The organism is Cellvibrio zantedeschiae (assembly GCF_014652535.1).
Taxonomy (GTDB): domain Bacteria; phylum Pseudomonadota; class Gammaproteobacteria; order Pseudomonadales; family Cellvibrionaceae; genus Cellvibrio; species Cellvibrio zantedeschiae.
Window position 1 is genome coordinate 1,940,227 of sequence record NZ_BMYZ01000001.1, and the last position, 22,040, is coordinate 1,962,266.

Below are 22,040 nucleotides of genomic sequence, written 5' to 3' on the forward strand. Positions count from 1 at the left end.
TTAATTATGCAAAACCAGATCGCAACACAAGATGCAATTAAACATCTTGTGCACGTTTTTTTGCATCTGCCATTAATATTTCTTCGAAGTTTTCAATGCTAACAGCTGGGCTTGATAAATAACCTTGATAATAATGACAACCAAATTGCTGTAGAATTTTAAGCTGATCTGTTTGCTCAACACCCTCCGCAACCAGTTCCATATCCAACAAGCGCCCCATGGTAATAATCGTTTCTACCAATACACGGTCGTTGCGGTCATCAATAATATCGCGCACAAAGCCTTTATCAATTTTTAAGGTGCTTACCGGCAAACGTTTCAAATAGCTGATTGATGAATATCCTGTACCGAAGTCATCCAGCGAGAAACTAATTCCATACTCAGACAATACTGTCATGGTGGTAATCGCTTCATCCACGCGCTGGATTACGATGCCTTCGGTAATTTCCATATCCAAAGAATTGGCCGGAATTTTGTGTTTGTTTAAGGTTTGCACAACGTCATCTACGAACGCGTTACGACGGAATTGACGCGGACTAATATTAATACTTAAACGCGTGCCTTCACGCCACAAACCCATTTCATTCCAACGCTCAAGAGTTTTGCACGACTCTTCAAGCACCCATTGCCCTACGTCGATAATCATTCCCGATGTTTCTAATACAGGAATAAAATCAATCGGAGAAATAGTGCCTTTGGTAGGATGCTCCCAACGCAATAGCGCTTCTGCTCCCACTACAAAACCGGTCATCACATCAATTTTGGGCTGGTAATGTAGCTTAAACTGATACTCATCCAAGGCGCGATGCAAGTCACCTTCCATCACCAATTGACGGCTTACTTTATCGGCCATTTCTTCGTTAAAGAATTCAATTGAGTCACGGCCTTTTTCTTTCACTTGATACATGGCTGTATCGGCATAGCGTAATAATTCGTGCACCGAATTATTTTTATCGGGGTAAACCACAACACCCACGCTGCAAGTTACGCGCAATTCCATATTGTCATATAAACAGGGTTGCGAAATTACTGTGCGAATTTTTTCACTGATTTCGCCAGCACGCAAAGCAGCGGTTTCAATATTCTGATCGAGCACGGTAAGTACAACAACGAATTCGTCACCGCTCAACCGCGCCACCAAATCTTCATCGCGCACGGTGTTTTGCAAACGTGTAGCAACTTCTTGCAACACCCTGTCGCCTACGGGATGTCCCAAAGAATCGTTGATGTTTTTGAATTGATCAAGGTCGATAAACAAAACCGCACCAAAATATCCATGACGTTCAGCGCGGCGTAATTCATGCTCAAGGCGTTCAACAAGTTGTAAACGGTTTGGTAAACCGGTGAGCGAATCGTGGTGCGCCATAAATTCCATTTTGGCTTGCGCATTTTTACGGTCAGTAATATCCACAGATACAATAAGCGCAACTTTTTCATCATAAAATGCTAAAGGCATAATATGGGTTTGCAAAAATAATTGACGACCTGTTGCTGTGATAAAGCGTTCTTCAATCACATCCAGCTCTTCATTACCACGAATCACGCGGTAATCGTTTTGAAGCATGGTGTCTATATCAAACACAGAATTTTTGAGCAGCTGGCGCACATGCAAGTTGCGCATTTGCTCTGGTGTAAACCCTAACTCATCCGCAAGTGCTTTATTGGCAAATAAATAATAACCGGCAATATTTCTCGCACCGATCATCACAGGAAGGTTATCGATAATTTGACGCAAGTGTTCTTCACTTTTACGCAACGCCAATTCAACGGCCCGGCGTTTGGCGAGGGACAATTCAACAATATCTAATAAATGATTTGAGTTAACAATTAATTGCGCAAGTTCGTCGCGACGCTTGGGAGGTAATAAAGTTAAACGATGAACGCCGGGATGATCGGGATTAATATTGTTAATTTCACGCGAGAGTTTAACCAGTGGCTTGGTCAGCATGAAATAAAATACAAAGAATAGAAGCAGCACCAACACCATGTTCCGCAATACGCCAAACAACATATTGGAATAGGCACGCGCATAAAACGGGGCGAGCCATTGATCCATATCCACTTTAAAACGGATGCTGCCAGAAGTGCCCTCTGCGTAGCCGGGAATGACCAATACATCACCGTATTCTGCAATGGATTGGGAAATTTTTTGGGTGAACCAGCGAGTTGCCGCGGGATCGCGTTTTACGCTGGCTTGTGAAAGGATATTGCCCTGTTCATCTGCAATAACAACTTCGTAAATGAAGCCGTATTTTAATAAACCGTTTACCACCTCGTCTGACAACTCTTCATCCAGAGTAGCCACCGAGCGCGCAGCTGGAGGTTTGGCAACAGCGATAACCTGATCAATGAATTTAGCGAGCTCTTTTTGCTGCTCAAAATAGTCGAACGACGTTTGGATGAAGCTCATTATAAAGCTGAGCACAAAGGCCAGGATGATACCTATCTTGGCCAATTGGAAAGAAATGCCATGAATAAACGATGGAGTCTTATCTCGCATGGATGGGTACTTTCCGCTCTAGGTAATCATTGTTATGGTTCATGAATGACAGATATGACTCTTGCGCATGTATCGGCTCTCAAGCTCAGAATCACTTGTCCAAGATATGCCTTTTTGCAGTATAGATTAATCTGCCGGATTGGCATAAACAAAACAGGAATTTATCGCTTTTAGAAACCACGCCCATGTGCATTTTCTAATCGGCTCCTTTGGGCAGTTCATAGAAAACTGGCTATAAAACCTACATTGGCTCAGCTATTGCTCTATATTTAAACAAAGGGTAAGGACACATCATTTGGCCAATTTAATGACACTTGAAATTGGCTGATTTAACAGCAGATAAGAAATGAATGAACAAATCATAACCAAACAGGGAAGCACTCTAAGCGGTAGAGGCGTCACAAGCAGTACTTTCACCGCGCAGCTGTAAGCAGTTATGAGCAGCTATAAAAAGTGAGGTCAATGATGGGTATCTATGTAAACGATTTACGCGAGTTAATTATTCGCCCGGCGCTGGAACATTTAAACGAATGGTCACAAACTGCCGAAAATTTGCTCTTGGGAACGGCGGCGCAAGAGTCACAACTGGGTTTCAGGGTCCAATCCGACACCGGCGACAGCCTCGGAATTTACGGGATCAAAGCCCAAACCCATATCCGGGTATGGGACGAATTTTTGGTCACTGATCCTGAATTAGCCTCGCGCCTGCGCGGACTTGCAAGCCAGCAACAGTTTTTGAAATTCCCCCATCAAGAGCTCATTACTAACTTGAGTTATGCCTCCGGTATGGCTTGGATGATGTACAAACGCTGTCATCTAAAGTTTCCTGCAAATGCTGACATTCATGAACTCGCCAGCTATTGGCTTAACCTTTACGCAACTCAAAACGAGTCAATCGCTCAAATAAACAGCAACGAACTAACGTTGGAAAAATTTGCCCAGAACTATCGCACTTTTGTTTTACGTGAAAATAAAAATTTGGCCGCATGATGAGACTTGCGGTACTCATTAATGCTTCCAGATGCTTTTCATCACCCAAGATGCAGATTTTTATTGGCGCCTAACGCCAGACAAAAGCTTTTGTTCAGATTAGCTGCGTAATAGAATAGCCGCATTTGTACGATCTATTTGCAAGACTGTGCCATCAAAATGATTCGCAGAGCTAATAGAAATATCGCCGACATTTTTCGAGGTTTAGCAATGCACGTCCGATTTCCCTATAGCTTGCTCGCCAAGAGCTTGCTACTGAGTTTGCTTATTGTTTCTTATGCACATGCGGCTACTACTAAACCCGCAAACCAAAAACACTCCAAAGCACCTGCCAAACAATCCCAGGTTTCTGCTAAACAATCCCAAGCCCCTGTCAAACAACTTCCAGACGTTCCTGTCTCCAGCGCTCGCAAAGCGGAACGCCTTTATTATGTAGAAGCTCAAGCAGCCTTGGATAAAAAGCAATTTTCACGCTACCGCGAACTATTGCCGAAGTTAAAAAATTATCCGCTTGTCGCCTACTTGGAATACCAGGAATTAGGTGAGCGTTTAATGACCTTGCCGACGAAAGAGGTTGAACAATTTTTTAATCGTTATCCCGATGCCTATGTTTCCGAGCGTATGCGTCATCGTTGGTTGCGGGCATTGGCAATTAAAGAGTTATGGTCCGAATACCGCCGCTTTTACGACAGCAATCTCACCGATCCAGAATTAGCTTGTTTAAATTTGCGAGCTCGACTCGCTACCGGTGACAAAACTGCACTTAAAGAAGTGGAAGTGCTTTGGAATATTGAAAAGCAACAATCCACAGCTTGTGAACCTGTATTTAAAGAATGGAAAAATGCCGGTTATTTAACACCCGCGCTTTTGTGGAGCCGCCATCAAAAGGCAGTGAAGGCTGATGAAATTAGTCTTGCTGCAAGCCTTTTGCAAGAGATGTCACCAACCCAACAAGTACCTGCCCTGCTCTATGAAAATATTGCACAAAACCCACGTTTAATTTTGCAGCCTGAACACTTTAAAACCCAAACGCCAGAAACGCGCGTCAGCATAGCGCTCGGTTTGGAAAAGTATGCGCAAACAGACGCGCAAGAAGCAGCTTTATTATGGAAAATTTATTCCAACCGCAGTGATTTTACCGAAGACGAACGATTGAATATTAGTTACACCATAGCGCGTCAATTGTTGCGCCAGGATCACGGTAAAGAAGCCGAGCAAATGGTTGCTGCAATACCTAATCTAAGCCGCCCGGATTTAATGGAGGCATTGATTCGCGAAGCCCTGCTGCAACGGGATTGGGAAAAAGCTTACCGCTGGGTACTGCGTTTGCCGGCCGACAGCAAAAAAACCGAGCGCTGGACCTACTGGCAAGGTCGCATTATGGAAGAATTAAAAATTAAAGAACTGGAAGGAAAATCTTCAAAAGATTTTTACACCAATGTGGCGAATACTCGCAGCTTTTATGGGTTTTTAGCATCCGACAAATTGGGTATCGAATACAGTTTGCTCGACAAACCTTTGAATATTTCTAAAGAAGTTTTAAATAAAGTTGAAAACAATCCCGGAATTCAACGCGCGCGTGAATTCTATTTGACAGGAAATTTAGCCGCCGCTAACCGCGAGTGGACGTTTACGACTAACCGCTTGCCCACCACAGAAGAAATGGTAGCGGCCGGCCGTATTGCGGATCGCTGGGGTTGGTACCGTCAAGCAATTCAAACCATGCAAGATTCAGATTATTGGGATGAGCTATCTGTACGCTTCCCTATTCCTTTTCACGAACACGTTAAAGCGGCTTCGCAGCAAACTTCAATAGATCCACATTTTGTTTACGCTATTACTAAACAGGAAAGCGCATTCAATATAGATGCAAAATCGCCTGTAGGCGCAATGGGCCTGATGCAGTTAATGCCGACCACAGCAAAATCGACAGCGAAAAAAGCGGGCTTGATTTATCGCCCACAGGATTTGTTATTGGCTGAAAAAAATATCGCATTGGGGAGCCGCTATTTGGAACAGCTGCTCAATTCATTTTCCGGTAATCGAATTTTGGCTGCAGCTGCCTACAACGCTGGCCCATCACGAGTAAGACAATGGCTTAACAAAGATGACAACAAATTGCCGTACGATGTTTGGATTGAAACTATTCCCTACAAAGAAACCCGTTTGTACGTACAGAATGTTTTATCTTTTGCGGTGATTTACGCTTACCGTACAGGAAGCAAACAACCTTTTATCACGCCACAAGAAGCAACCAAAACTCTGTAATATATCAGCATAAAAAATGCCCCATCAGGGGCATTTTTTTATTGTGAACTAATCAATTGCCGCAATCGCTTTTGCACAACCTTGGCCAATTCATCTGGTTGGAATTTTGAGAGAAAATCATCACAGCCAACTTTTTCTACCATCGCCTTGTTAAAGCTACCACTCAAAGAAGTATGTAAGACTATGTATAAATTTTTGAGAACGGGATCTTTCCTCACTTCAGCCGTCAAACGATAACCATCCATCTCCGGCATTTCAGCGTCCGTTATCAACATGAAAATTTCATCTTCAATTTTACGGCCTTCACGTACCCATTGCTGAAGTTGTTGAAGAGCTTGCAGACCATCCTGAACATAGAGGACTTCGATTCCTAAGTTTTGCAAAGTTGCCTGAACTTGTTTAACGGCAGTAGGAGAATCATCTGCCATTAACACTTTGAGCTTACGCTTTCTCGCTTCCGTCGCTAAATCTGCATCCAGTACCTGCTCAGAAACTTGCGTGTTGTAGGGAATTATATCGGCGAGCACGCGTTCCACATCCAGGATTTCAACAAGCTGATCATCTAAACGGGTAATCGCGGTCAAAAAATGGCTACGGCCGGTGCCTTTGGGTGGAGGAAGAATTAACTCCCAATTCAAATTGATAATCCGATCAACAGCGCCGATTAAAAATGCCTGCACCGAGCGGTTATATTCCGCAACAATCAGGTTGGCATTCTCGGTGTCGGTGAGCGGCCCACTACCAATCGCGGCGCTGAGATCAATTACGGGTACGGTTTGGCCACGTAAATGGGCTACGCCTTTCACATGTGGGTGACTGTGTGGAACGGCGCGCAGCATGGGCAATTTAACGACTTCTTGCACCTTAAAAACATTGATGGCGAACAGCTGCCGCCCCCGCAAACGAAACATCAACAACTCGAGGCGATTTTCGCCCACAAGCCTGGTTCGCTGATCAATGGAATCCAATAACTTAGACATTCAATGGCCACAGGTTAACAAGTGAACAAATTTCAGGGTAATTCCACCCAATCCTTCCTGAGTATAGGCACGATTAACCACAGCCGCTAAAAATTTAACGGGTAAAAGGTGAGGACAATGTCGTATTAATTTGTATAGCAAACATATCCAGCTACACTTGGCTTATACCTTATTGGAGCCATTCCCGCTCGCCATGTCAGATTCTCTCCCATTACTAGCGCGCCAACCGATTTTCAATACTCAAATGAAAGTGGTTGCTTACGAACTTTTGTGCCGTTCCAGCCACGTCAACCAAGCCAATTTTAGTAATGGCGATGCAGCCAGCTCACAAGTTTTGCTCAATGCATTTACCGAGTTATCCATTACCAATGTGGTAGGGAAACATCTCGCTTTTATTAATTTCACACGCAACTTGCTGCAAACACCACCGCCCTTCGACCGCAAACAACTTGTCGTCGAAGTACTTGAAGGCCAGAAAGTAGATGCTGCCATGTTGCACGCACTTAAAGTCCTGCGCGAACACAATTACACCATTGCGCTTGATGATTTTATTCTTACGCCGGAAACCGAACACCTGATTCCCTACGCAGACATTATCAAGTTGGACGTCCTCCAATTATCTGCACAAGATGTAGTGTCGCATACCAAACGTCTAAAACCTTTTGGTATTAAATTGCTTGCAGAAAAAGTAGAAACTTATGAAATGCTCGAATTCTGCAAATCTGCAGGTTTCGATTTGTTCCAGGGATATTTTCTAGCACGCCCGCAAATTATTTCCGGACGCAAAATGTCCGACAACAAACAATCAGTGTTGCAGTTGCTATCTGCGTTGCAAGACCCCGATGTACCTGTCGAAAAAATAGAAAAAATGTTAGCGCGCGATACGGTACTGAGCTTTAAGTTATTGCGCCTGGTGAATTCCGCAGCATTTGGTTTAGCGCGAAAAGTAGATTCACTTAAACAAGCCATTATGTTGCTTGGCCTGAACAAAATTAAAAACTGGGTCAACATTCTCGCCATGTCGAACCTTGGCGATAAACCCCACGAGCTCAGTGTTTCTGCTTTAACGCGTGCGCGTATGTGCGAGTTAATTGCCAATCAATTTAGCGCAAAAACCAAAACTGACGGTTATTTTACTGTTGGACTATTATCTACCCTTGATGCATTTATGGATGCACCCATGACCACCCTGCTCGACAGCATTTCACTTAGCGCGCATATTAACGATGCTATTCTCAATCAGCTCGGCAGCGAAGGCAAAGTCTTGGAAATTACTACCTATTACGAAAAAGGTGAGTGGGAAAAAATTGATTGGGGTTATTTAGAGGGCCACAATATTAACGCTGAGCAACTCGCACAAATTTATGTGGATACTTTAGAGTGGGTAGATAAAACAATTAACGATTTGGGAATTGGCGAGAAAAAATAACACAAAGATTTAAACTGCAACAAGCCCTGCAAAAAACGCATCAACCTGTTCGGCTGTAAAAGGCCAGTTCAATTCATTCGAATAATTAGCTACTCGCAACACAGGAATTCGCGTTCCATATTGTTCGATAAGTTTGTCATCTTCAGCAATATCAATCTCACTTAAACGAAACTGATACTGCTGAAGCACAGGCCAAAGAATTGTTTTTGCTTGTTCGCACAGATGGCAGCCCACAGTGGAATACAAATAAACGTTTACTGCGGCCATTAGCGTTTAAAAATAAATGCCGCTATAACCACCGCAGCCAAGATTGCCAACACAATTAACCCCGCTTTGCCACCAACACCGCTCGACTCAGCAGGTTGCTCTTTTTTGGCAAAACTATGTTGTTTGGCGAATTTGTCATTCTGGGGATTGGACTTGGCTGGGGCAGGACGTGCAGCCGGTGTCGCGGGAATAGGAATAGAACGAACCGTGGTTTTGGCCATTTCATCCGCAGGCCCCATAACACCAAAGGTCAAAGCATCAAAACGCAGTTCATCGCCACGCTTCACGCGGGCTTCCATGACTTGTTTGCCATTCAAAAAAGTACCGTTCGCAGAGCCCAGGTCTTTGACAAATAAGGCGCCATCAATAATCTGCAACTGGGCGTGACGACGAGACAAGTGAGCCGCCGCCAAACTGATATCGCAATCCGCAGAACGACCAATCACAGTGGTGTCTTTCAACGGGAAAACACGATTTGCCAACGCAGTATGGTTGGCCTTAAGCGCCCAACCAGTGGTATGAACTGAACGCATTTGAGTGGCGTTAGATGTCTCAGCAGCACTTACTTTGGACTCACGCTTGGGATCTATTACGATCAACTCAATGGTTCCCAAGGTTATTTCATCATCAACTTTCAAGGTACAAGCGCCAATAACGTCAACAGTATTGACGCGAACTGGTTTAAGCGGCTGCAAGTTTTTCAGGGTCAGGGTTTCATGGGTTACATGAACTTCAAAATGCTTGTCTGCGACGTAAGGATCATCCACAACTAAATCATTGGTGGCTGAACGCCCTATAGTGATCATGGGTTCCACTAACCATACCGAATTATACTTATTATTTTTGTAACGAATTTTTAGCATAGTCAGAACAACCTAAAACAAAATTTGTAGGCTGGATAATGCTATAGGCGTTTCCCCTTTTCAAGCACCTACTTCAGGGTTTTTATTGAAGCATTGAGTAGAAACACTCTTTTCACCGCAGTTTTATAACTTTTTCCGTCATTTGTACTTATATCGAGGCAGTTTTACGGCAAAAACAGCTTAAAGCAGCCTCCACCCAATGAACTTTCATTGTTCAGACGAATAAAACCTTGTTGGGATTTGCTTTTGTGCATAAGCGCGACCCTATTTGCAAACATAAGCCCCAAGTGTGGCCGACCACCAGCGAAACTGCCTTTCGTTTCTGAAAATGTTGAGGCGTTCAACATATGCTCCGGGTAACCGGGCCCGTCGTCTTCAATTGTAATACAAACTCCTTCCGGTGTTTTTTCTGCAGAAAGTTTTAACTTGCTTTTGGAGTAGCGCGCACAATTCACTAAAATATTATTAATAACACCACCCACTAAATCACAATCAAAATAGCCCGTTAAAGCCTCATCACATTCCAACACTAAATCAATTGCACGCGTTTGCAATAACGCATAATTTCGTGCGACCTGTTCACTCAATACATCAGCCACTATGCATTCATCAATATGAGCGCGGACCTTATCGTGATCCAAGCGATAGAGTGAAAGCAACTGAATAAGCTCGCTATTAATACGTGCTGCCTCGTACTCCAACACAGCGTAAGATTTCGCATGCGCATCGTTTTGTGGAGGGTATTCATGCATCACGTCGGCCAAAGTATTTAGCAGCATGCCCAACGAATTCTTCATGTCGTGCACACTGGAAGCTAATACAAATGAAAAATCTAATTCCGGATCCTCTCGGCCCATAATCTTTTACCTTAATAACAAGCGCCTAATATTTTATGACTACAATTAATCTGCTGGTTTAGCAGAAGCAATTGCGCGCAGCATGTCTTCCAACTGACGGAAGCGTCGATATTGCGCATGTTTATCGGGAATAATTTTACGAATGTAATCCATGGTTTGTTGCATGTTGGTCAATAATTGGTTATTTCCAGGCTCTTGCTTCACTTGGCCCATGAGGGCTTGTACCAAGTTCAAACGCAGACCTATATGCTGTGGAAAATCTTGCAGCGCGCTGGTAAAGCAGTCCACAGCACGCGAAAAATCTTTTGCTTCATAATAGGAAATGCCATTTTTATTAATCTGCGCTACGAGTGCTTTGTTTTTTGCACTGCATGGCTCATCCAACAAACAATCTATTTTTTGAAGCTGATCTTCATCATCAGCGTATTCTTCCAAAAGCGCAGCAATAATTTTTTCGCTTTCTTCTTTTTTACCTAACTCACGCAGGGCCCTGACCAATTCAATGCGCAGCTCCAAGCTTACTGACTCCTCAGAGTTAATAATTTTTTGCGCACTTATCAGTGAATCTGCTGCCCGCCTTTCCTCGCCGGACGCGGAAAACAATTGCGACTCCAGCAAATAAGAACTGACCTTACTGCTATTATTTTTGCCAAAGCGAAGCGGAATTTCCGACACAACTTTTAATGCATCGCGCACAAAAGGTGAGGCTAAATTTTTGTCGAGCTTTGCAAGTTGAATTCCGGCATGGGCAAAGCTTTCGTGGAATTTAACATCATCGTGACAAGAATTTTCACCCAACTTGACCGCCTTACGATAGGCATTTGCTGCGGTCAACAAATCATTGTTTTTAAATCCAACATCACCTAATACCTGCTGACGCAAAATAGAAAGTGGTGAAATATCGACTGCTTGCTGCAAGATTTTTTGTTGCCCTTGATAATCAGCACGCTCCGCTAAAATATCGGCAAGCAGATCATAGGCTTTCAAACATAGGGGATTAAATTGGATAATTTCTTCCAACCATTGTTGTGCGCTCAGGGTATCGCCCTGCAATTTTTTGGCTTGTGCCATACCCAGCATGGCCCAATCGAGTTGGCGGGCATCCAGAATATTTCTATAAAGATTTTCAGCCTTTTCGTATTCACCGAGATCCAGCAAAACGCGCCCCAATATTTTTTGGCAAGACCCCGCATAACGTGTGGCTGATTTAAGTTCGGCCTCACAAAGCTCAACTGCCACATCAAGCTGACGTTCTTTTAGAGCTTTATAGATAGGCGCCAGTGCTATGCGTTGCTTGAACAAACGCTCCAGACGCTGCCCTAAGGTTTGACCCGTAATAGGCTTGGTGAGATAAGCATCGGGCTCGTAATCATAGGCCGCCATGATGATGCTTTTGTTGGATTCGGCGGATACCAGCAGAAACAAACTATCGCTATTAAGATTGGGTTTATGACGCAAAACCTCCAGCACCTGCTGGCCGGTTTTCCCCTTCCCCAGATTCTGGTCGCACAATATGATGTCGTAAACTTTAGAGTTGCAGTAACGCAAAGCTTCGTTGCTTGAAGGCACTGAGTCCACCGAACCTACACCGAATTCTTGCAGCATCTTCGACAAGGTAATACGGAAACTTTCAAAGTCATCTACGATAAGCGCCTGCATCTTGGCGTACGGATTATCAGACATGCGCCCTACTCCTCCACACCAACGCTGCTGCACCTGAAAATTCCATGAGGACACCCGCCTGAGGCAAAAATAAGAATAACAGCTAGAGAATAGCCCAAGTTCAGCTATGTGCGATTATTTCGCGACTGGGAACGCTCACTGAAAAGTCACTTATACGGAAGAGGCAGACGCCAGGTCAGGTGCTAACGCCAGCCTGCGACGGGATTCAAAAATCGCGTTGCCGCCCAATTTCTTGGCATTGTGTTTGGCGTCGGCTAGTAAGAGCGCAACATGATGATGGGTGGTACATGAGGTCGGATCGGGGAATACGCAGCCAATCGCAAGCGTCAGGGCACCAAAACGCTGACGGTTGCCATCGCGATCATGGCTCCAGTAATCTTTGTGCGCTTGTGGTAAAAGAGTTTGATAAGCGAGCGTAAAATCGGCGAACACAGCTTCACATTTTTTTCGCCAATCCTGACTACGAAAAATCACGATAAAATCATCTCCGCCAACATGACCGATAAAATCCCTATCAGGCTCAATATATCCACATAATATTTTACTCAGTCGTAAAATAATTTCGTCACCAAAGCTGTAGCCAAAAGCGTCGTTAAATGGTTTGAAATGATTGATATCCACATATGCCACTACAAAAGATTCACGCTTGTGCAGCAAATGATCTATCCATTCATATAAAGGCACGTTACCCGGTAATTGAGTGAGTGGATTACTGTGTTTTGCCGCGCGCAATTTTTCTTCCGTAATACAGCGCAACAAGTGGCGAATTTTTCCCACACCCGCGTACTTGCCTGCGGTACTCACGATAAAATCTACACTTAAATTTTGATGCGGATCTTCTGTAATTAATTGCCCTACCTTTTTGAGTTCGCAGCTGGAATCAACAATTAATGACATAGGACTGATAAATTCAGCGATAGATTTTTTTGAATAGAGATCGTGTGCAAAAGGTTGGGAAAAAATATTCAGCAGTTCCGCACGGCTCACCATTCCCAGCGGCTTCTCGCCATCAACAACGGGAATACACGACAATCGGACATCTGCACGAAACATTCGAACGACAACTTCTGCATTCAGGCTGGGCGATATCACGTCTACCTTTACCATTATTTTATCAACGGTATGGCGGAAAAAATCCTGATGGGGAAAATGTTGTTGACGCGAAGCTAGATTAATATGAGCCGGAAATTCATCTATAGGCACAGGCGCAGGTCGCGCAAGAAAAAAGCCCTGGACATTTTCAATGCCCATGGCAATTAAGGTATTTAGCTCTGCTTCGGTTTCGATGCCTTCTGCAATAACTTTGTTGCCCATGCGATTAGCAATATCGAGCATAGCGCGAACAAATTCCCTTTTAACCGGATCTTTATCAATGCCGCTGATAAAATGCCGATCAATTTTTACGTAGTCGGGACAAAGCTCGCTCCACACACGCAGCCCTGCGTAACCCGCGCCCAAATCGTCAAGCGCAATTGCAAATCCCTGCCGCTGAAAATGTTCAGAAGCTGCACGCAATAAATCAAACTGGTCGAGCGGTTGGCTTTCCGTTAACTCAAATACAACTCGCTCGGGACTTAAGCCAACACGCTGCAAAATTTCTCGAGTAACCCCATCGCGATATTGGCTATCGGTAAAACTTAATGGAGTCATGTTCAAAAACAATTTTCCACTTAAATTTAAGGCTACAAATTTTTCACAGGAAGCAGCGCGACATGCGAACTCCAAAGACGCCAACTGTTTGGTTCGGCGCGCAACAGAAAAAAGCTGATCAGGTGTGTGCAATGGGCTATTTTCGGGGCCGCGAATCAGGGCTTCATAGCCAAGAATACGGCGGCTATCCAGCGCAATGATTGGCTGAAATACGGGGATTAACAAACGGAGCTCTATAATTCGCTGCAATTCCGCTTGCATTTGTGACTCCGAGTAAACACTTGCCGTTTGAGAGATGCTAAGGGGGAGACTTTTCATGTCGGCTATAGTCGGCCGCAATTATGACAATGCTATGACAAGCCGCTAAAATGCCCACCCTTTTCGCTAAATTTGTGACACTTCTGCGCTGCAGGTACAATACGCAACCACTTTTATGATTATTTGAACATGCCCAACCACGATAACCTCTACGCCAATCCTCTACCGCAGGTTAACGCCTTCGCGTTTGATGAAGGTGTGGTCAATGTATTTCCCGACATGATCAAACGCTCAGTCCCGGGCTATGCCACTATCATTAATATGATTGGTAATCTGGCAGAGCGTTATGCTCAAGCCGACAGCTTTTGTTATGACTTGGGATGCTCACTGGGTGCAGCCACCTTGGCCATGCGCCATCGAATTCAAGCCGCGAATTGCAGCATAATTGGTGTAGATAATTCTGCTGCGATGATATCGCGTTGTGAACAAGTTATTGCAGCCGATAGCGCGGAAATAGATGTGGAATTGCATTGCGCAGATTTGTGCGAATTCCCGATTAACAATGCGTCAGTTACCGTATTGAACTTTACTTTGCAGTTTATTGCCTTGGAAAAACGCGCCGCGATTTTGCGCAAAATCTACGAGGGATTAAAACCTAATGGTGTTTTAATCCTGTCGGAAAAGCTCGCCTTTGACGATGAACAGCATCAAGCTCTCATGATTGAACTGCACCACAACTTCAAGCGCGCTAACGGTTACAGTGATTTAGAAATTGCGCAAAAGCGCAGCGCTATTGAAAATGTTCTTATTCCAGAAACCCTCGCCACTCACCGTCAGCGCCTTAAAGATGCAGGTTTTGCCAGCGTAGATGTTTGGTTTCAATGTTTTAATTTTGCCTCGATAATCGCCATCAAATGATTGAATACTCCACCTTACTCGCATACTTGCCTGAAAGCCCTCTCGCACCTTGGTCCGCTGATTTACCACAGCAAATTGCTGATGGCCTGTGTGAAAAACGTTACGGCGATTTGCCGGATTGGAAACAAGCACTTGCACGCCTACCCAAAATTACCAGCAGCCAAAATAATTTTAGCGATAAAGTTGAGATAGGCGCGCCCACAGATTGCGATGCGGCAACCCGCGCAGAATTACAACAAACGTTGGAAGCACTTATTCCCTGGCGCAAAGGCCCCTATTGGTTGCACGGTATTCATCTCGACACAGAGTGGCGCTCAGATTGGAAATGGGATCGCGTCACTCCCCATTTGGCCCCACTCAAAAATAGATTAATTTTGGATGTTGGGTGCGGCAACGGCTACCACTGCTGGCGCATGCTGGGTGAAGGAGCGCACCGCGTAATTGGAATAGATCCATCGCCACGCTTTGTAGTCCAATTCCATATGATTAAACAACTTGCAGACAAGGATTATCCAATTGATGTTTTGCCGGTAGGAATAGAAGATCTACCGCCTAAACTGCAAGCGTTTGATACGGTTTTTTCCATGGGTGTTTTCTATCATCGCAAATCACCTATGGATCATTTGCGCGAACTTAAGGAAGCACTGCGCCCCGGCGGGCAGCTGGTGCTGGAAACCTTGGTAATTGAAGGCGGCTTGGGCGATGTTCTGGTACCCGAAGGGCGTTATGCGAAGATGAATAACGTATGGTTTTTACCGAGCTGCGAAACCATGCTGAGCTGGTTACGCAAAATGGGTTTTAATAACGCGAGAGTTGTCGACGTTTGCACAACGTCAGTTGAAGAACAACGCTCAACTCATTGGATGAAATTTCATTCACTCCCTGAATTTCTAGATCCTCAAAACCCTTCGCTAACTGCTGAAGGACATCCGGCGCCTATTCGTGCCGTTTTTGTAGCAGAAGCTTAAATCGACTACCTAACTCTTAACAACAAGCCTTGGCATTGGCCTTGGTAAGCTGCATTTTCAAGTTGCTTTAACTCTTTGTCTGTCAGCTTTCCAGGGCTTGCGATTACCGTGTGGCTATTACCAGCCGCCAGGGCTTCCCACGTAATCCACAACCGACTCGCTTCATCACTACAGTGAATTAAACGCACAAAACGCGTATCAACACCGAAAGATTCCAGAAACTCCCGCGATAAATGTTGCGGCGCAATCCAAGTGACCCAACGATCAACACAACTCTGCGTTAAAAACGCAATCATGGGCATCAGTAACGCAGCTTGTTCAGGTGATGCGTTGGCAATAATCAGTTCAGTAATACCGCAGCTGGTTGCTGCAGGCTGACTAGCTTGACGAATATTATTCACGACGAATCACTCCTACACTTAAACCTTCGATAGTAAATTCCTGATCAGTCAAATCCACCTGGATAACATCAAAATCTGGATTTTCTGGCCACAGCTCCACTTGGGAACGGTTGCCAATTCGCTTGTAGCGTTTCACAGTCACTTCTTCGCCTATACGCGCTACCACAATTTGGCCGCTACGAACCTGGTCGGTACGATGAACTGCCAACAAATCTCCATCCAGGATGCCAGCGTCCTTCATACTCATGCCATTAACGCGCAGAAGATAATCCGCAGAAGGTGAAAAGAAGTTGGGGGGAATGTTGCAGTAATCTTCAATATGTTCTTGCGCAAGAATGGGATTACCCGCAGCAACACGGCCTACAATAGGAACGCCTTCATCAACCGTCTCTGGCAGGCGAATACCGCGTGATGCACCTGGAACGATTTCAATAGCGCCTTTTTTAGCGAGGGCTTTGATATGCTCTTCGGCAGCATTAGGGGATTTATAACCAAGAATACGTGCGATTTCTGCACGGGTGGGCGGATAGCCGGTTTCTTCGGCATAATCCTTGATGAGCTGTAAAACCTGTTCCTGACGCGCCGTGAGATTGTACATAACCACCCCTGTTGATCTGTTTGTTTATACAGTAATTGGGATTATATACAGTATTTTATACAGTGCAACAAGTTTTTTTAACGAAAATTAATCAGCATTGGCGGGGTTGCTGGAGATCGACGCTGGTCTGATTACAAAATAGAGAATCACGATTACCACCAGAATAGCGCCTGCAACTTTGATTTCCTCGATCTTGGCGTAAGACAACATCAAGGCACAGACGACGGTACCAAGCACAGGGACTACCGCTGGAATTTCAAATCGACCTTTAGGCTCCCCCTTGCGATACTTCAGTACCACTAGTGCCAAATTAACCATCATGAAACATATCAATAGCAGCACACTGGTAGCGCGCGCCAGCGACGCAATATTACCGGTCAGCGCAAGCACTAACATAAAACCAAGCACTGCGAGCGACGAAACATAAGGCGTGCGGCGGCGGCTTACCTTGCCAAGCACCTTAGGCATCAACCCCTGATTCGCCATCCCATAGATAAGCCGCGAACCCATAATGAAATTGAGCAGCGCAGTATTAGCTACCGCAAACATCGCAATGAAAGCAAAAGCAATAGGAGGAAACCAGGGTGCAGCCCGTTTGACCACATCTACCAAGGGGGCTGAGGACGTTGCAAGTTCAGCTGCCGGAATCACTGAAACCGCAACAAGCGAAATGGTTACATAAATAGTCGACGCAATAAGCACCGCCAGCAAAATCCCCTTGGGCATGGTTGATTCGGGATTTTTAACTTCTTCGCTGACGTTGATAATATCTTCAAATCCGACAAACGAATAAAACGTGAGCACCGCCCCCGACAGAATCAACGAAAAACTCAGATCACCCGCAGGATTCGCCACGGTTACTGTGCTGGTGTAATCGACCGAACCAATAAATTTTGCACCCACGGAGATGACTAGCAAAAGCCCGCCAAGCTCTATGCCGGTACACAACATATTCATCCACATAGATTCGCGAATGCCACGAATCACCACTCCCGCCAAAACCAAACAAAAGGTAACCACTACCAAGTCCACAGGTACTGCAGATACCAGCGTCGTAAAATATCCAGCAAAGGCGCGGCTACCCGCAGCCATTGAGGTTACGCCCGATGAAAGCGCGGCAAGACCTATGACATAAGCCAAAAAATTGCTTTTAAACGCGTGATGAGTAAAAAAAGATGCACCACCTGCGCGCGGATAGCGTGAACCAAGGGATGCATAGGAAAGCCCGGTCAAGCCAGCCGCCACCATACTGGCGAGGAATGCCATCCAAATGCCGTTCCCCATTTCACCGGCAGCTTTACCTATAAGCGCATATATACCGGCACCAAGAATATCGCCCACACCGTAGATAACCAGCGCAAATAATCCAATGTGACGATGTAAGGCTTGAGGAGTCATGGCGTGAGCTCAAAAGACATGCAGTGTGATATTAAATAAATACCAGAGCTAATCATCAACTTCGTGAAGAGGAGTCTCAAGACCAAATTCAGTGTGAAGTTGTGCGCACCAGCGATTTAAACGAGCAGCAGTCAGATGTTCCTGATGATCTTCATCAAGCGCCAAGCCAACGAATTTTCCCGCGCCTGGAATCTCTGCCTTGGAGGCCGAAAACTCGTAACCCTCTATAGACCAATGCCCAACAATATTAGGGGCGGATTGAATGACCACATCGTGCAGCATACCCATAGCATCCAGAAAGTAGTCGCTGTAGCCGAATTGATCACCCAAACCAAAAAAGGCCACTGTTTTACCGGAGAAATCTATTTCGCTGACATCAATCCAAAAATCTTCCCAATCGGATTGGATCTGGCCAAAATCCCACGTGGGTATCCCCAGAATGATCTTGTCGTAATGGGTAAAGTCCAGCTGCGTTGCGTCTGCTATATCATGTACATCGACAACATCTTTACCAAAACGTTTTTGAATTCGATAGGCGATGCGTTCGCTATTACCTTCATCACTGCCAAAAAAAAGCCCCAGGCTAGCCACACGCACCTCAAGTTGAATTGATAAGAAACGCAATTTTCCCAACAATGGCTTTTATACGCAAGCAATCTTGTGTATACATGCGCCACCCCATAAGGGACATAAAATTTCTTAAATATTTTGCTTAAATAAATTTCATTCTTTAATTTGTTAAGAAGCGTTAAACAGCTACAATTTCAATGACACTCTAAAGTGGCTACTGCACACTTGCGGCATAACTTCTTCTAATAGTGATGATAATCCATGAATAAACTCTTACTCATCGATGACGACAAAGAACTTAGTCAACTACTCAGCGAATACCTCACCACTGAAGGCTTCGAAGTAATCGCCGCTTATGATGGTGAAGCAGGCGTCCAACTTGCAACTCAAGACCAGTATGCCGCTATTGTATTGGACGTCATGTTACCGATTCACAATGGTTTTGAAGTATTAAAAATTTTGCGTAAAACCCATCAAACACCAGTGCTTATGTTAACCGCAAAAGGCGATACGGTTGATCGAGTTATTGGCCTTGAAATAGGCGCAGATGATTACCTACCTAAACCCTGTGATCCACGCGAATTGGTAGCGCGCATACGCGCGATTTTGCGCCGTTCACATAGCAATGAACCAAGCCCGACAAAACTTGAAAAAATCAGTTCTGGGCCACTCGTATTGCATTTGGGTAGCCGCCACGTGACCTGGAATAACAGTGAAATTGTACTCACCGGTACGGAATTTAGTGTGTTGGAAATTTTGGTGCGCCAAGCCGGCCAAGTCATAAGCAAAGATGATATGACAGAACAAGCACTTAACCGCAAGCTCACACCTTATGATCGTAGTATCGACGTTCATGTCAGCAACATACGTAAAAAATTAACGGCTGCAGGTGCAAACAAAGAATTAATTATTAACGTACGCGGCGCAGGCTACATGCTTACTTTGCACGAAGATAAATAATTTTCTATGACGCGGTTATACCTCAAAATATTTTTAACATTTTGGCTGATAACCGCCACCATCATCGTGGGTACCAATGTGGTAGTGCATTGGTTTGATATGACTCCCGATGGCAATTTGCAAAACGCCCACTTAAATCATGATGAAGAGCCCGCCAAACGTTTGTTATTCCAAATGGCCGGCAGCATTATCAATCGCAACGCTGCAGATATTCGTAAAGACATACGCGCCCTGCCCGCCTGGTCTTCGCCATTTATTTTCGCACTCGACAATAACAATCAAGACGTTTTAAATCGCCTGCTCCCACCCGGCGTACTCATGATGGCTGAGCAACTTAATGCCAAGCATCCTTACGAAAAAATTCAGGACAGGAACCGCAAACTTTTTGGCCGCTACATCACTTTGAATGATGGCGATGTTATTAAATTGGTTACCATTTCTGACGGGCTTGATGAAGGCCCTGATCGCGATATTATTTGGGAACTTTTCATTAATAATATTTGGCCGCTATTACTCGTTTCAATTCTCGTAAGCGGTAGCGCGTGTTTTCTGCTTGCACGTCATTTCACCTCAAGCATTAAAAGCTTACAGGAGACCATTCAAAAAGTGTCTCATGGCGACTTGAGCGCACGCGTAAGTAAACATTTCAGCGGAAGAAAAGACGAAATTGCCGCTCTCGGCCGAGACTTTGACCACATGACTGCGCGCCTGGAAAAGGCCATGCTTGAACAAAAACGTTTAATTAAAGATGTGTCGCACGAATTGCGTACCCCACTCGCTCGCTTGCAATTCGCGCTTGCACTTGCACAACAGCGCAGCCAGGGAATTGTGGATAACGAACTTGAACGCATTAAGCAGGCAGCTGACTACTTGGGAAATATTATTACCGAGATTCTCTCTCTGCCTGTGCACGACCAACAAGGCTGGCAATTGGATGACACCCTGGATTTAGTTTCACTTTTGCAAAGTATTATCAGCGACTATGAGCAAATGGCGGATGAGAAATCTATCAGCATCCATTTCAATAGCCATTGTGATGAAGCGTTGGTGGCAACTTACGGAAACATGCTGGTTGGAGTGTTCGAAAACATTTTGCGTAATGCAATTCACTACACACCAATCGCAGGAAACATAAACGTTGGTTTATTGCATAAAACGGATGAGAATATTTTTTCTATTGAAATTGCAGACTCAGGCACAGGTGTTCCTGAGGAATTGCTAAATGATATCTTCCAACCGTTCTTTCGCACTGATTCCGCGCGCGACAGGGAAAGTGGTGGTCACGGCTTAGGGCTGGCAATTGCCCATAGAAGCGTTACGCTTCACTATGGAAAAATTTGGGCGGAAAATAAACCGGAGGGTGGATTAAAAATTACGGTAGAAATTCCTGCACTCGCTGAAGAAGACGATGATTAACAAGCGAATTTATTCGCTTGTATTTGTTAACTCGTAAATCCCCGGCGCATTGCGCCAACCCCCTTCGTAATCCATTCCATAACCAAATACATAAGCATCTGGCACCAATAGAGCTACGTAATCAGCCGAAATAGCAGGAGAAAAATTTGCGATTTGCTTTTGGCAAAGCACGGCAATTTTAACGTCTTTAGCTCCTAGCTCGTAACATTTATCTGCAATTGCTTTGAGCGTGATACCGCGATCCAAAATATCATCAATCAATAACACCCTGCGATCTTTTAATCCCACATGAGGTTCGTGCAACCACATCAGCTCACGGGTGCCGAGATTTTCCTGGTAACGAGTCGCGTGTACATAATCAACTTCAAGATAAAAAGAAAGTCGCGGCACCACATAACCCATCATGGGTAGCGCACCGCGCATAACACCAAGCACTACCGGACTTTCATTAGCGAAATCATTCGTTAATTGCTGGACAACAACATCTAATGCTTGTTCGACTTCCTGCAAATTAAACAAGCATTTCGCGTTTTCATTTACTTGCTCAAGACTGCTAAAAAATTTCATTAGAGACTCACTGCGCGCTTGGCCAAATATGCCGCATAGTCAGGCACAGTTCTTGGTGACGGCGAATTAAATAATGGCGACGCGATTAAAAAATCTGCCGAAATATGATTACACGCAATAGGAATGTTCCATACTGCGGCAATGCGTAACAGTGCCTTAACATCAGGATCATGGGGCATAGGTTCAAATGGATCCCAAAAGAAAATGAGAACATCCACTTCACCTTGGGTAATTAACGCACCAACTTGTTGGTCGCCACCCAAAGGGCCGCTAATTAATTTTTTTATGGGTAAGCCGGTGTCTTGCTCAATAATCATGCCGGTAGTGCCAGTCGCATAAAGATTATGATTTAGCAATTCGGCTTTATGCTCTTTACACCAGGCAACCATATCTTGCTTTTTATTATCGTGTGCAATGAGCGCAATATTTTTTTTTGCACCAAGCGTTACTTGTTTAAATTCCATTGTCATCACCAAAGGTAAAATGCAAAAACAAAAAA

20 protein-coding genes are annotated in these 22,040 nt (G+C 44.7%); 7 read left to right on the plus strand and 13 right to left on the minus strand.

Annotated features, from left to right (window positions below):
- Positions 1 to 37: 37 nt before the first annotated feature.
- Positions 38 to 2,500: a putative bifunctional diguanylate cyclase/phosphodiesterase gene (locus tag IE104_RS08605; RefSeq protein ID WP_189417534.1), complete on the minus strand. Its 2,463-nt coding sequence runs from the start codon at positions 2,498 to 2,500 to the stop codon at positions 38 to 40.
- Between the two features lie 462 nt (positions 2,501 to 2,962).
- On the opposite strand from IE104_RS08605, the gene IE104_RS08610 reads away from it, so the two are divergent.
- Both IE104_RS08610 and IE104_RS08615 read left to right on the plus strand, forming a co-directional pair.
- A complete protein-coding gene (locus IE104_RS08610; RefSeq protein WP_189417535.1) occupies positions 2,963 to 3,490 on the plus strand; it encodes a hypothetical protein in 528 nt (175 codons plus the stop codon).
- A 210-nt stretch (positions 3,491 to 3,700) separates the two neighbouring features.
- Complete coding sequence (locus IE104_RS08615) at positions 3,701 to 5,758, plus strand: transglycosylase SLT domain-containing protein (protein ID WP_189417537.1); 2,058 nt, start codon at positions 3,701 to 3,703, stop codon at positions 5,756 to 5,758.
- A gap of 38 nt (positions 5,759 to 5,796) precedes the next feature.
- Here IE104_RS08615 and IE104_RS08620 read toward each other — a convergent pair whose 3' ends face one another.
- Complete coding sequence (locus IE104_RS08620; RefSeq protein ID WP_189417538.1) at positions 5,797 to 6,738, minus strand: chemotaxis protein; 942 nt, start codon at positions 6,736 to 6,738, stop codon at positions 5,797 to 5,799.
- A gap of 130 nt (positions 6,739 to 6,868) precedes the next feature.
- Between IE104_RS08620 and IE104_RS08625 the strand changes: the two genes are divergently transcribed.
- Positions 6,869 to 8,167 carry an EAL and HDOD domain-containing protein gene (locus IE104_RS08625; RefSeq protein WP_229837735.1) on the plus strand — a complete coding sequence of 433 codons (1,299 nt, stop codon included), beginning with the start codon at positions 6,869 to 6,871 and terminating at the stop codon, positions 8,165 to 8,167.
- A 9-nt stretch (positions 8,168 to 8,176) separates the two neighbouring features.
- Here the strand turns inward: IE104_RS08625 and IE104_RS08630 are convergent, their stop codons facing one another.
- The 5 genes from IE104_RS08630 to IE104_RS08650 form a co-directional block, all read right to left on the minus strand.
- Positions 8,177 to 8,434, minus strand: a complete 258-nt coding sequence (locus IE104_RS08630) for a glutaredoxin family protein (protein ID WP_189417540.1) — start codon at positions 8,432 to 8,434, stop codon at positions 8,177 to 8,179.
- Positions 8,434 to 9,297, minus strand: a complete 864-nt coding sequence (locus tag IE104_RS08635) for an FHA domain-containing protein (RefSeq protein ID WP_189417542.1) — start codon at positions 9,295 to 9,297, stop codon at positions 8,434 to 8,436. The genes IE104_RS08630 and IE104_RS08635 overlap by 1 nt, the downstream gene beginning before the upstream one ends.
- A 164-nt stretch (positions 9,298 to 9,461) precedes the next feature.
- A complete protein-coding gene (locus tag IE104_RS08640; RefSeq protein WP_189417543.1) occupies positions 9,462 to 10,154 on the minus strand; it encodes a sensor histidine kinase in 693 nt (230 codons plus the stop codon).
- Positions 10,155 to 10,199: 45 nt separating this feature from the next.
- Entirely contained in the window at positions 10,200 to 11,837 is a 1,638-nt protein-coding gene (locus tag IE104_RS08645) for a response regulator (protein WP_229837740.1), read from the minus strand.
- Positions 11,838 to 11,987: 150 nt separating this feature from the next.
- Entirely contained in the window at positions 11,988 to 13,748 is a 1,761-nt protein-coding gene (locus tag IE104_RS08650) for a bifunctional diguanylate cyclase/phosphodiesterase (RefSeq protein ID WP_189417545.1), read from the minus strand.
- Between the two features lie 186 nt (positions 13,749 to 13,934).
- Between IE104_RS08650 and cmoA the strand changes: the two genes are divergently transcribed.
- Both cmoA and cmoB read left to right on the plus strand, forming a co-directional pair.
- Positions 13,935 to 14,663, plus strand: coding sequence for a carboxy-S-adenosyl-L-methionine synthase CmoA (cmoA, locus tag IE104_RS08655; protein WP_189417546.1), 729 nt, complete (start codon positions 13,935 to 13,937; stop codon positions 14,661 to 14,663).
- Complete coding sequence (cmoB, locus tag IE104_RS08660) at positions 14,660 to 15,631, plus strand: tRNA 5-methoxyuridine(34)/uridine 5-oxyacetic acid(34) synthase CmoB (RefSeq protein ID WP_189417547.1); 972 nt, start codon at positions 14,660 to 14,662, stop codon at positions 15,629 to 15,631. Before cmoA ends, cmoB begins: the two co-directional genes overlap by 4 nt.
- Positions 15,632 to 15,636: 5 nt before the next feature.
- Here cmoB and IE104_RS08665 read toward each other — a convergent pair whose 3' ends face one another.
- The 4 genes from IE104_RS08665 to IE104_RS08680 all read right to left on the minus strand — a co-directional run bounded on the left by IE104_RS08665 (position 15,637) and on the right by IE104_RS08680 (position 18,652).
- Positions 15,637 to 16,032, minus strand: coding sequence for a cell division inhibitor SulA (locus tag IE104_RS08665; RefSeq protein ID WP_189417549.1), 396 nt, complete (start codon positions 16,030 to 16,032; stop codon positions 15,637 to 15,639).
- A complete protein-coding gene (gene lexA, locus IE104_RS08670) occupies positions 16,025 to 16,630 on the minus strand; it encodes a transcriptional repressor LexA (RefSeq protein ID WP_189417550.1) in 606 nt (201 codons plus the stop codon). Before lexA ends, IE104_RS08665 begins: the two co-directional genes overlap by 8 nt.
- An 87-nt stretch (positions 16,631 to 16,717) precedes the next feature.
- Positions 16,718 to 18,028, minus strand: a complete 1,311-nt coding sequence (locus IE104_RS08675) for an APC family permease (protein WP_189417553.1) — start codon at positions 18,026 to 18,028, stop codon at positions 16,718 to 16,720.
- A 48-nt stretch (positions 18,029 to 18,076) separates the two neighbouring features.
- Positions 18,077 to 18,652, minus strand: coding sequence for a flavodoxin (locus tag IE104_RS08680; RefSeq protein ID WP_444542197.1), 576 nt, complete (start codon positions 18,650 to 18,652; stop codon positions 18,077 to 18,079).
- A 207-nt stretch (positions 18,653 to 18,859) separates the two neighbouring features.
- Here IE104_RS08680 and IE104_RS08685 point away from each other — a divergent pair, with 207 nt between their 5' ends.
- A complete protein-coding gene (locus tag IE104_RS08685) occupies positions 18,860 to 19,558 on the plus strand; it encodes a response regulator transcription factor (protein WP_189417554.1) in 699 nt (232 codons plus the stop codon).
- Between the two features lie 6 nt (positions 19,559 to 19,564).
- Complete coding sequence (locus tag IE104_RS08690; RefSeq protein ID WP_189417556.1) at positions 19,565 to 20,974, plus strand: ATP-binding protein; 1,410 nt, start codon at positions 19,565 to 19,567, stop codon at positions 20,972 to 20,974.
- Positions 20,975 to 20,983: 9 nt separating this feature from the next.
- Here the strand turns inward: IE104_RS08690 and IE104_RS08695 are convergent, their stop codons facing one another.
- Both IE104_RS08695 and IE104_RS08700 read right to left on the minus strand, forming a co-directional pair.
- Positions 20,984 to 21,541, minus strand: a complete 558-nt coding sequence (locus IE104_RS08695; protein ID WP_189417558.1) for a hypoxanthine-guanine phosphoribosyltransferase — start codon at positions 21,539 to 21,541, stop codon at positions 20,984 to 20,986.
- Positions 21,541 to 22,005 carry a methylglyoxal synthase gene (locus IE104_RS08700; RefSeq protein WP_189417560.1) on the minus strand — a complete coding sequence of 155 codons (465 nt, stop codon included), beginning with the start codon at positions 22,003 to 22,005 and terminating at the stop codon, positions 21,541 to 21,543. The genes IE104_RS08695 and IE104_RS08700 overlap by 1 nt, the downstream gene beginning before the upstream one ends.
- Positions 22,006 to 22,040 lie beyond the last annotated feature (35 nt).

What these genes read in the sequence shown, in the direction of transcription:
- IE104_RS08605 (WP_189417534.1), bottom strand. Translation starts at nt 2,500, where the DNA reads ATGCGAGATAAGACTCCATCGTTTATTCATGGCATTTCTTTCCAATTG.
- IE104_RS08610 (WP_189417535.1), top strand. Translation starts at nt 2,963, where the DNA reads ATGATGGGTATCTATGTAAACGATTTACGCGAGTTAATTATTCGCCCG.
- IE104_RS08615 (WP_189417537.1), top strand. Translation starts at nt 3,701, where the DNA reads ATGCACGTCCGATTTCCCTATAGCTTGCTCGCCAAGAGCTTGCTACTG.
- IE104_RS08620 (WP_189417538.1), bottom strand. Translation starts at nt 6,738, where the DNA reads ATGTCTAAGTTATTGGATTCCATTGATCAGCGAACCAGGCTTGTGGGC.
- IE104_RS08630 (WP_189417540.1), bottom strand. Translation starts at nt 8,434, where the DNA reads ATGGCCGCAGTAAACGTTTATTTGTATTCCACTGTGGGCTGCCATCTG.
- IE104_RS08635 (WP_189417542.1), bottom strand. Translation starts at nt 9,297, where the DNA reads ATGCTAAAAATTCGTTACAAAAATAATAAGTATAATTCGGTATGGTTA.
- IE104_RS08640 (WP_189417543.1), bottom strand. Translation starts at nt 10,154, where the DNA reads ATGGGCCGAGAGGATCCGGAATTAGATTTTTCATTTGTATTAGCTTCC.
- IE104_RS08645 (WP_229837740.1), bottom strand. Translation starts at nt 11,837, where the DNA reads ATGTCTGATAATCCGTACGCCAAGATGCAGGCGCTTATCGTAGATGAC.
- IE104_RS08650 (WP_189417545.1), bottom strand. Translation starts at nt 13,748, where the DNA reads ATGCAAGCGGAATTGCAGCGAATTATAGAGCTCCGTTTGTTAATCCCC.
- cmoA (WP_189417546.1), top strand. Translation starts at nt 13,935, where the DNA reads ATGCCCAACCACGATAACCTCTACGCCAATCCTCTACCGCAGGTTAAC.
- cmoB (WP_189417547.1), top strand. Translation starts at nt 14,660, where the DNA reads ATGATTGAATACTCCACCTTACTCGCATACTTGCCTGAAAGCCCTCTC.
- lexA (WP_189417550.1), bottom strand. Translation starts at nt 16,630, where the DNA reads ATGTACAATCTCACGGCGCGTCAGGAACAGGTTTTACAGCTCATCAAG.
- IE104_RS08675 (WP_189417553.1), bottom strand. Translation starts at nt 18,028, where the DNA reads ATGACTCCTCAAGCCTTACATCGTCACATTGGATTATTTGCGCTGGTT.
- IE104_RS08685 (WP_189417554.1), top strand. Translation starts at nt 18,860, where the DNA reads ATGAATAAACTCTTACTCATCGATGACGACAAAGAACTTAGTCAACTA.
- IE104_RS08690 (WP_189417556.1), top strand. Translation starts at nt 19,565, where the DNA reads ATGACGCGGTTATACCTCAAAATATTTTTAACATTTTGGCTGATAACC.
- IE104_RS08695 (WP_189417558.1), bottom strand. Translation starts at nt 21,541, where the DNA reads ATGAAATTTTTTAGCAGTCTTGAGCAAGTAAATGAAAACGCGAAATGC.
- IE104_RS08700 (WP_189417560.1), bottom strand. Translation starts at nt 22,005, where the DNA reads ATGGAATTTAAACAAGTAACGCTTGGTGCAAAAAAAAATATTGCGCTC.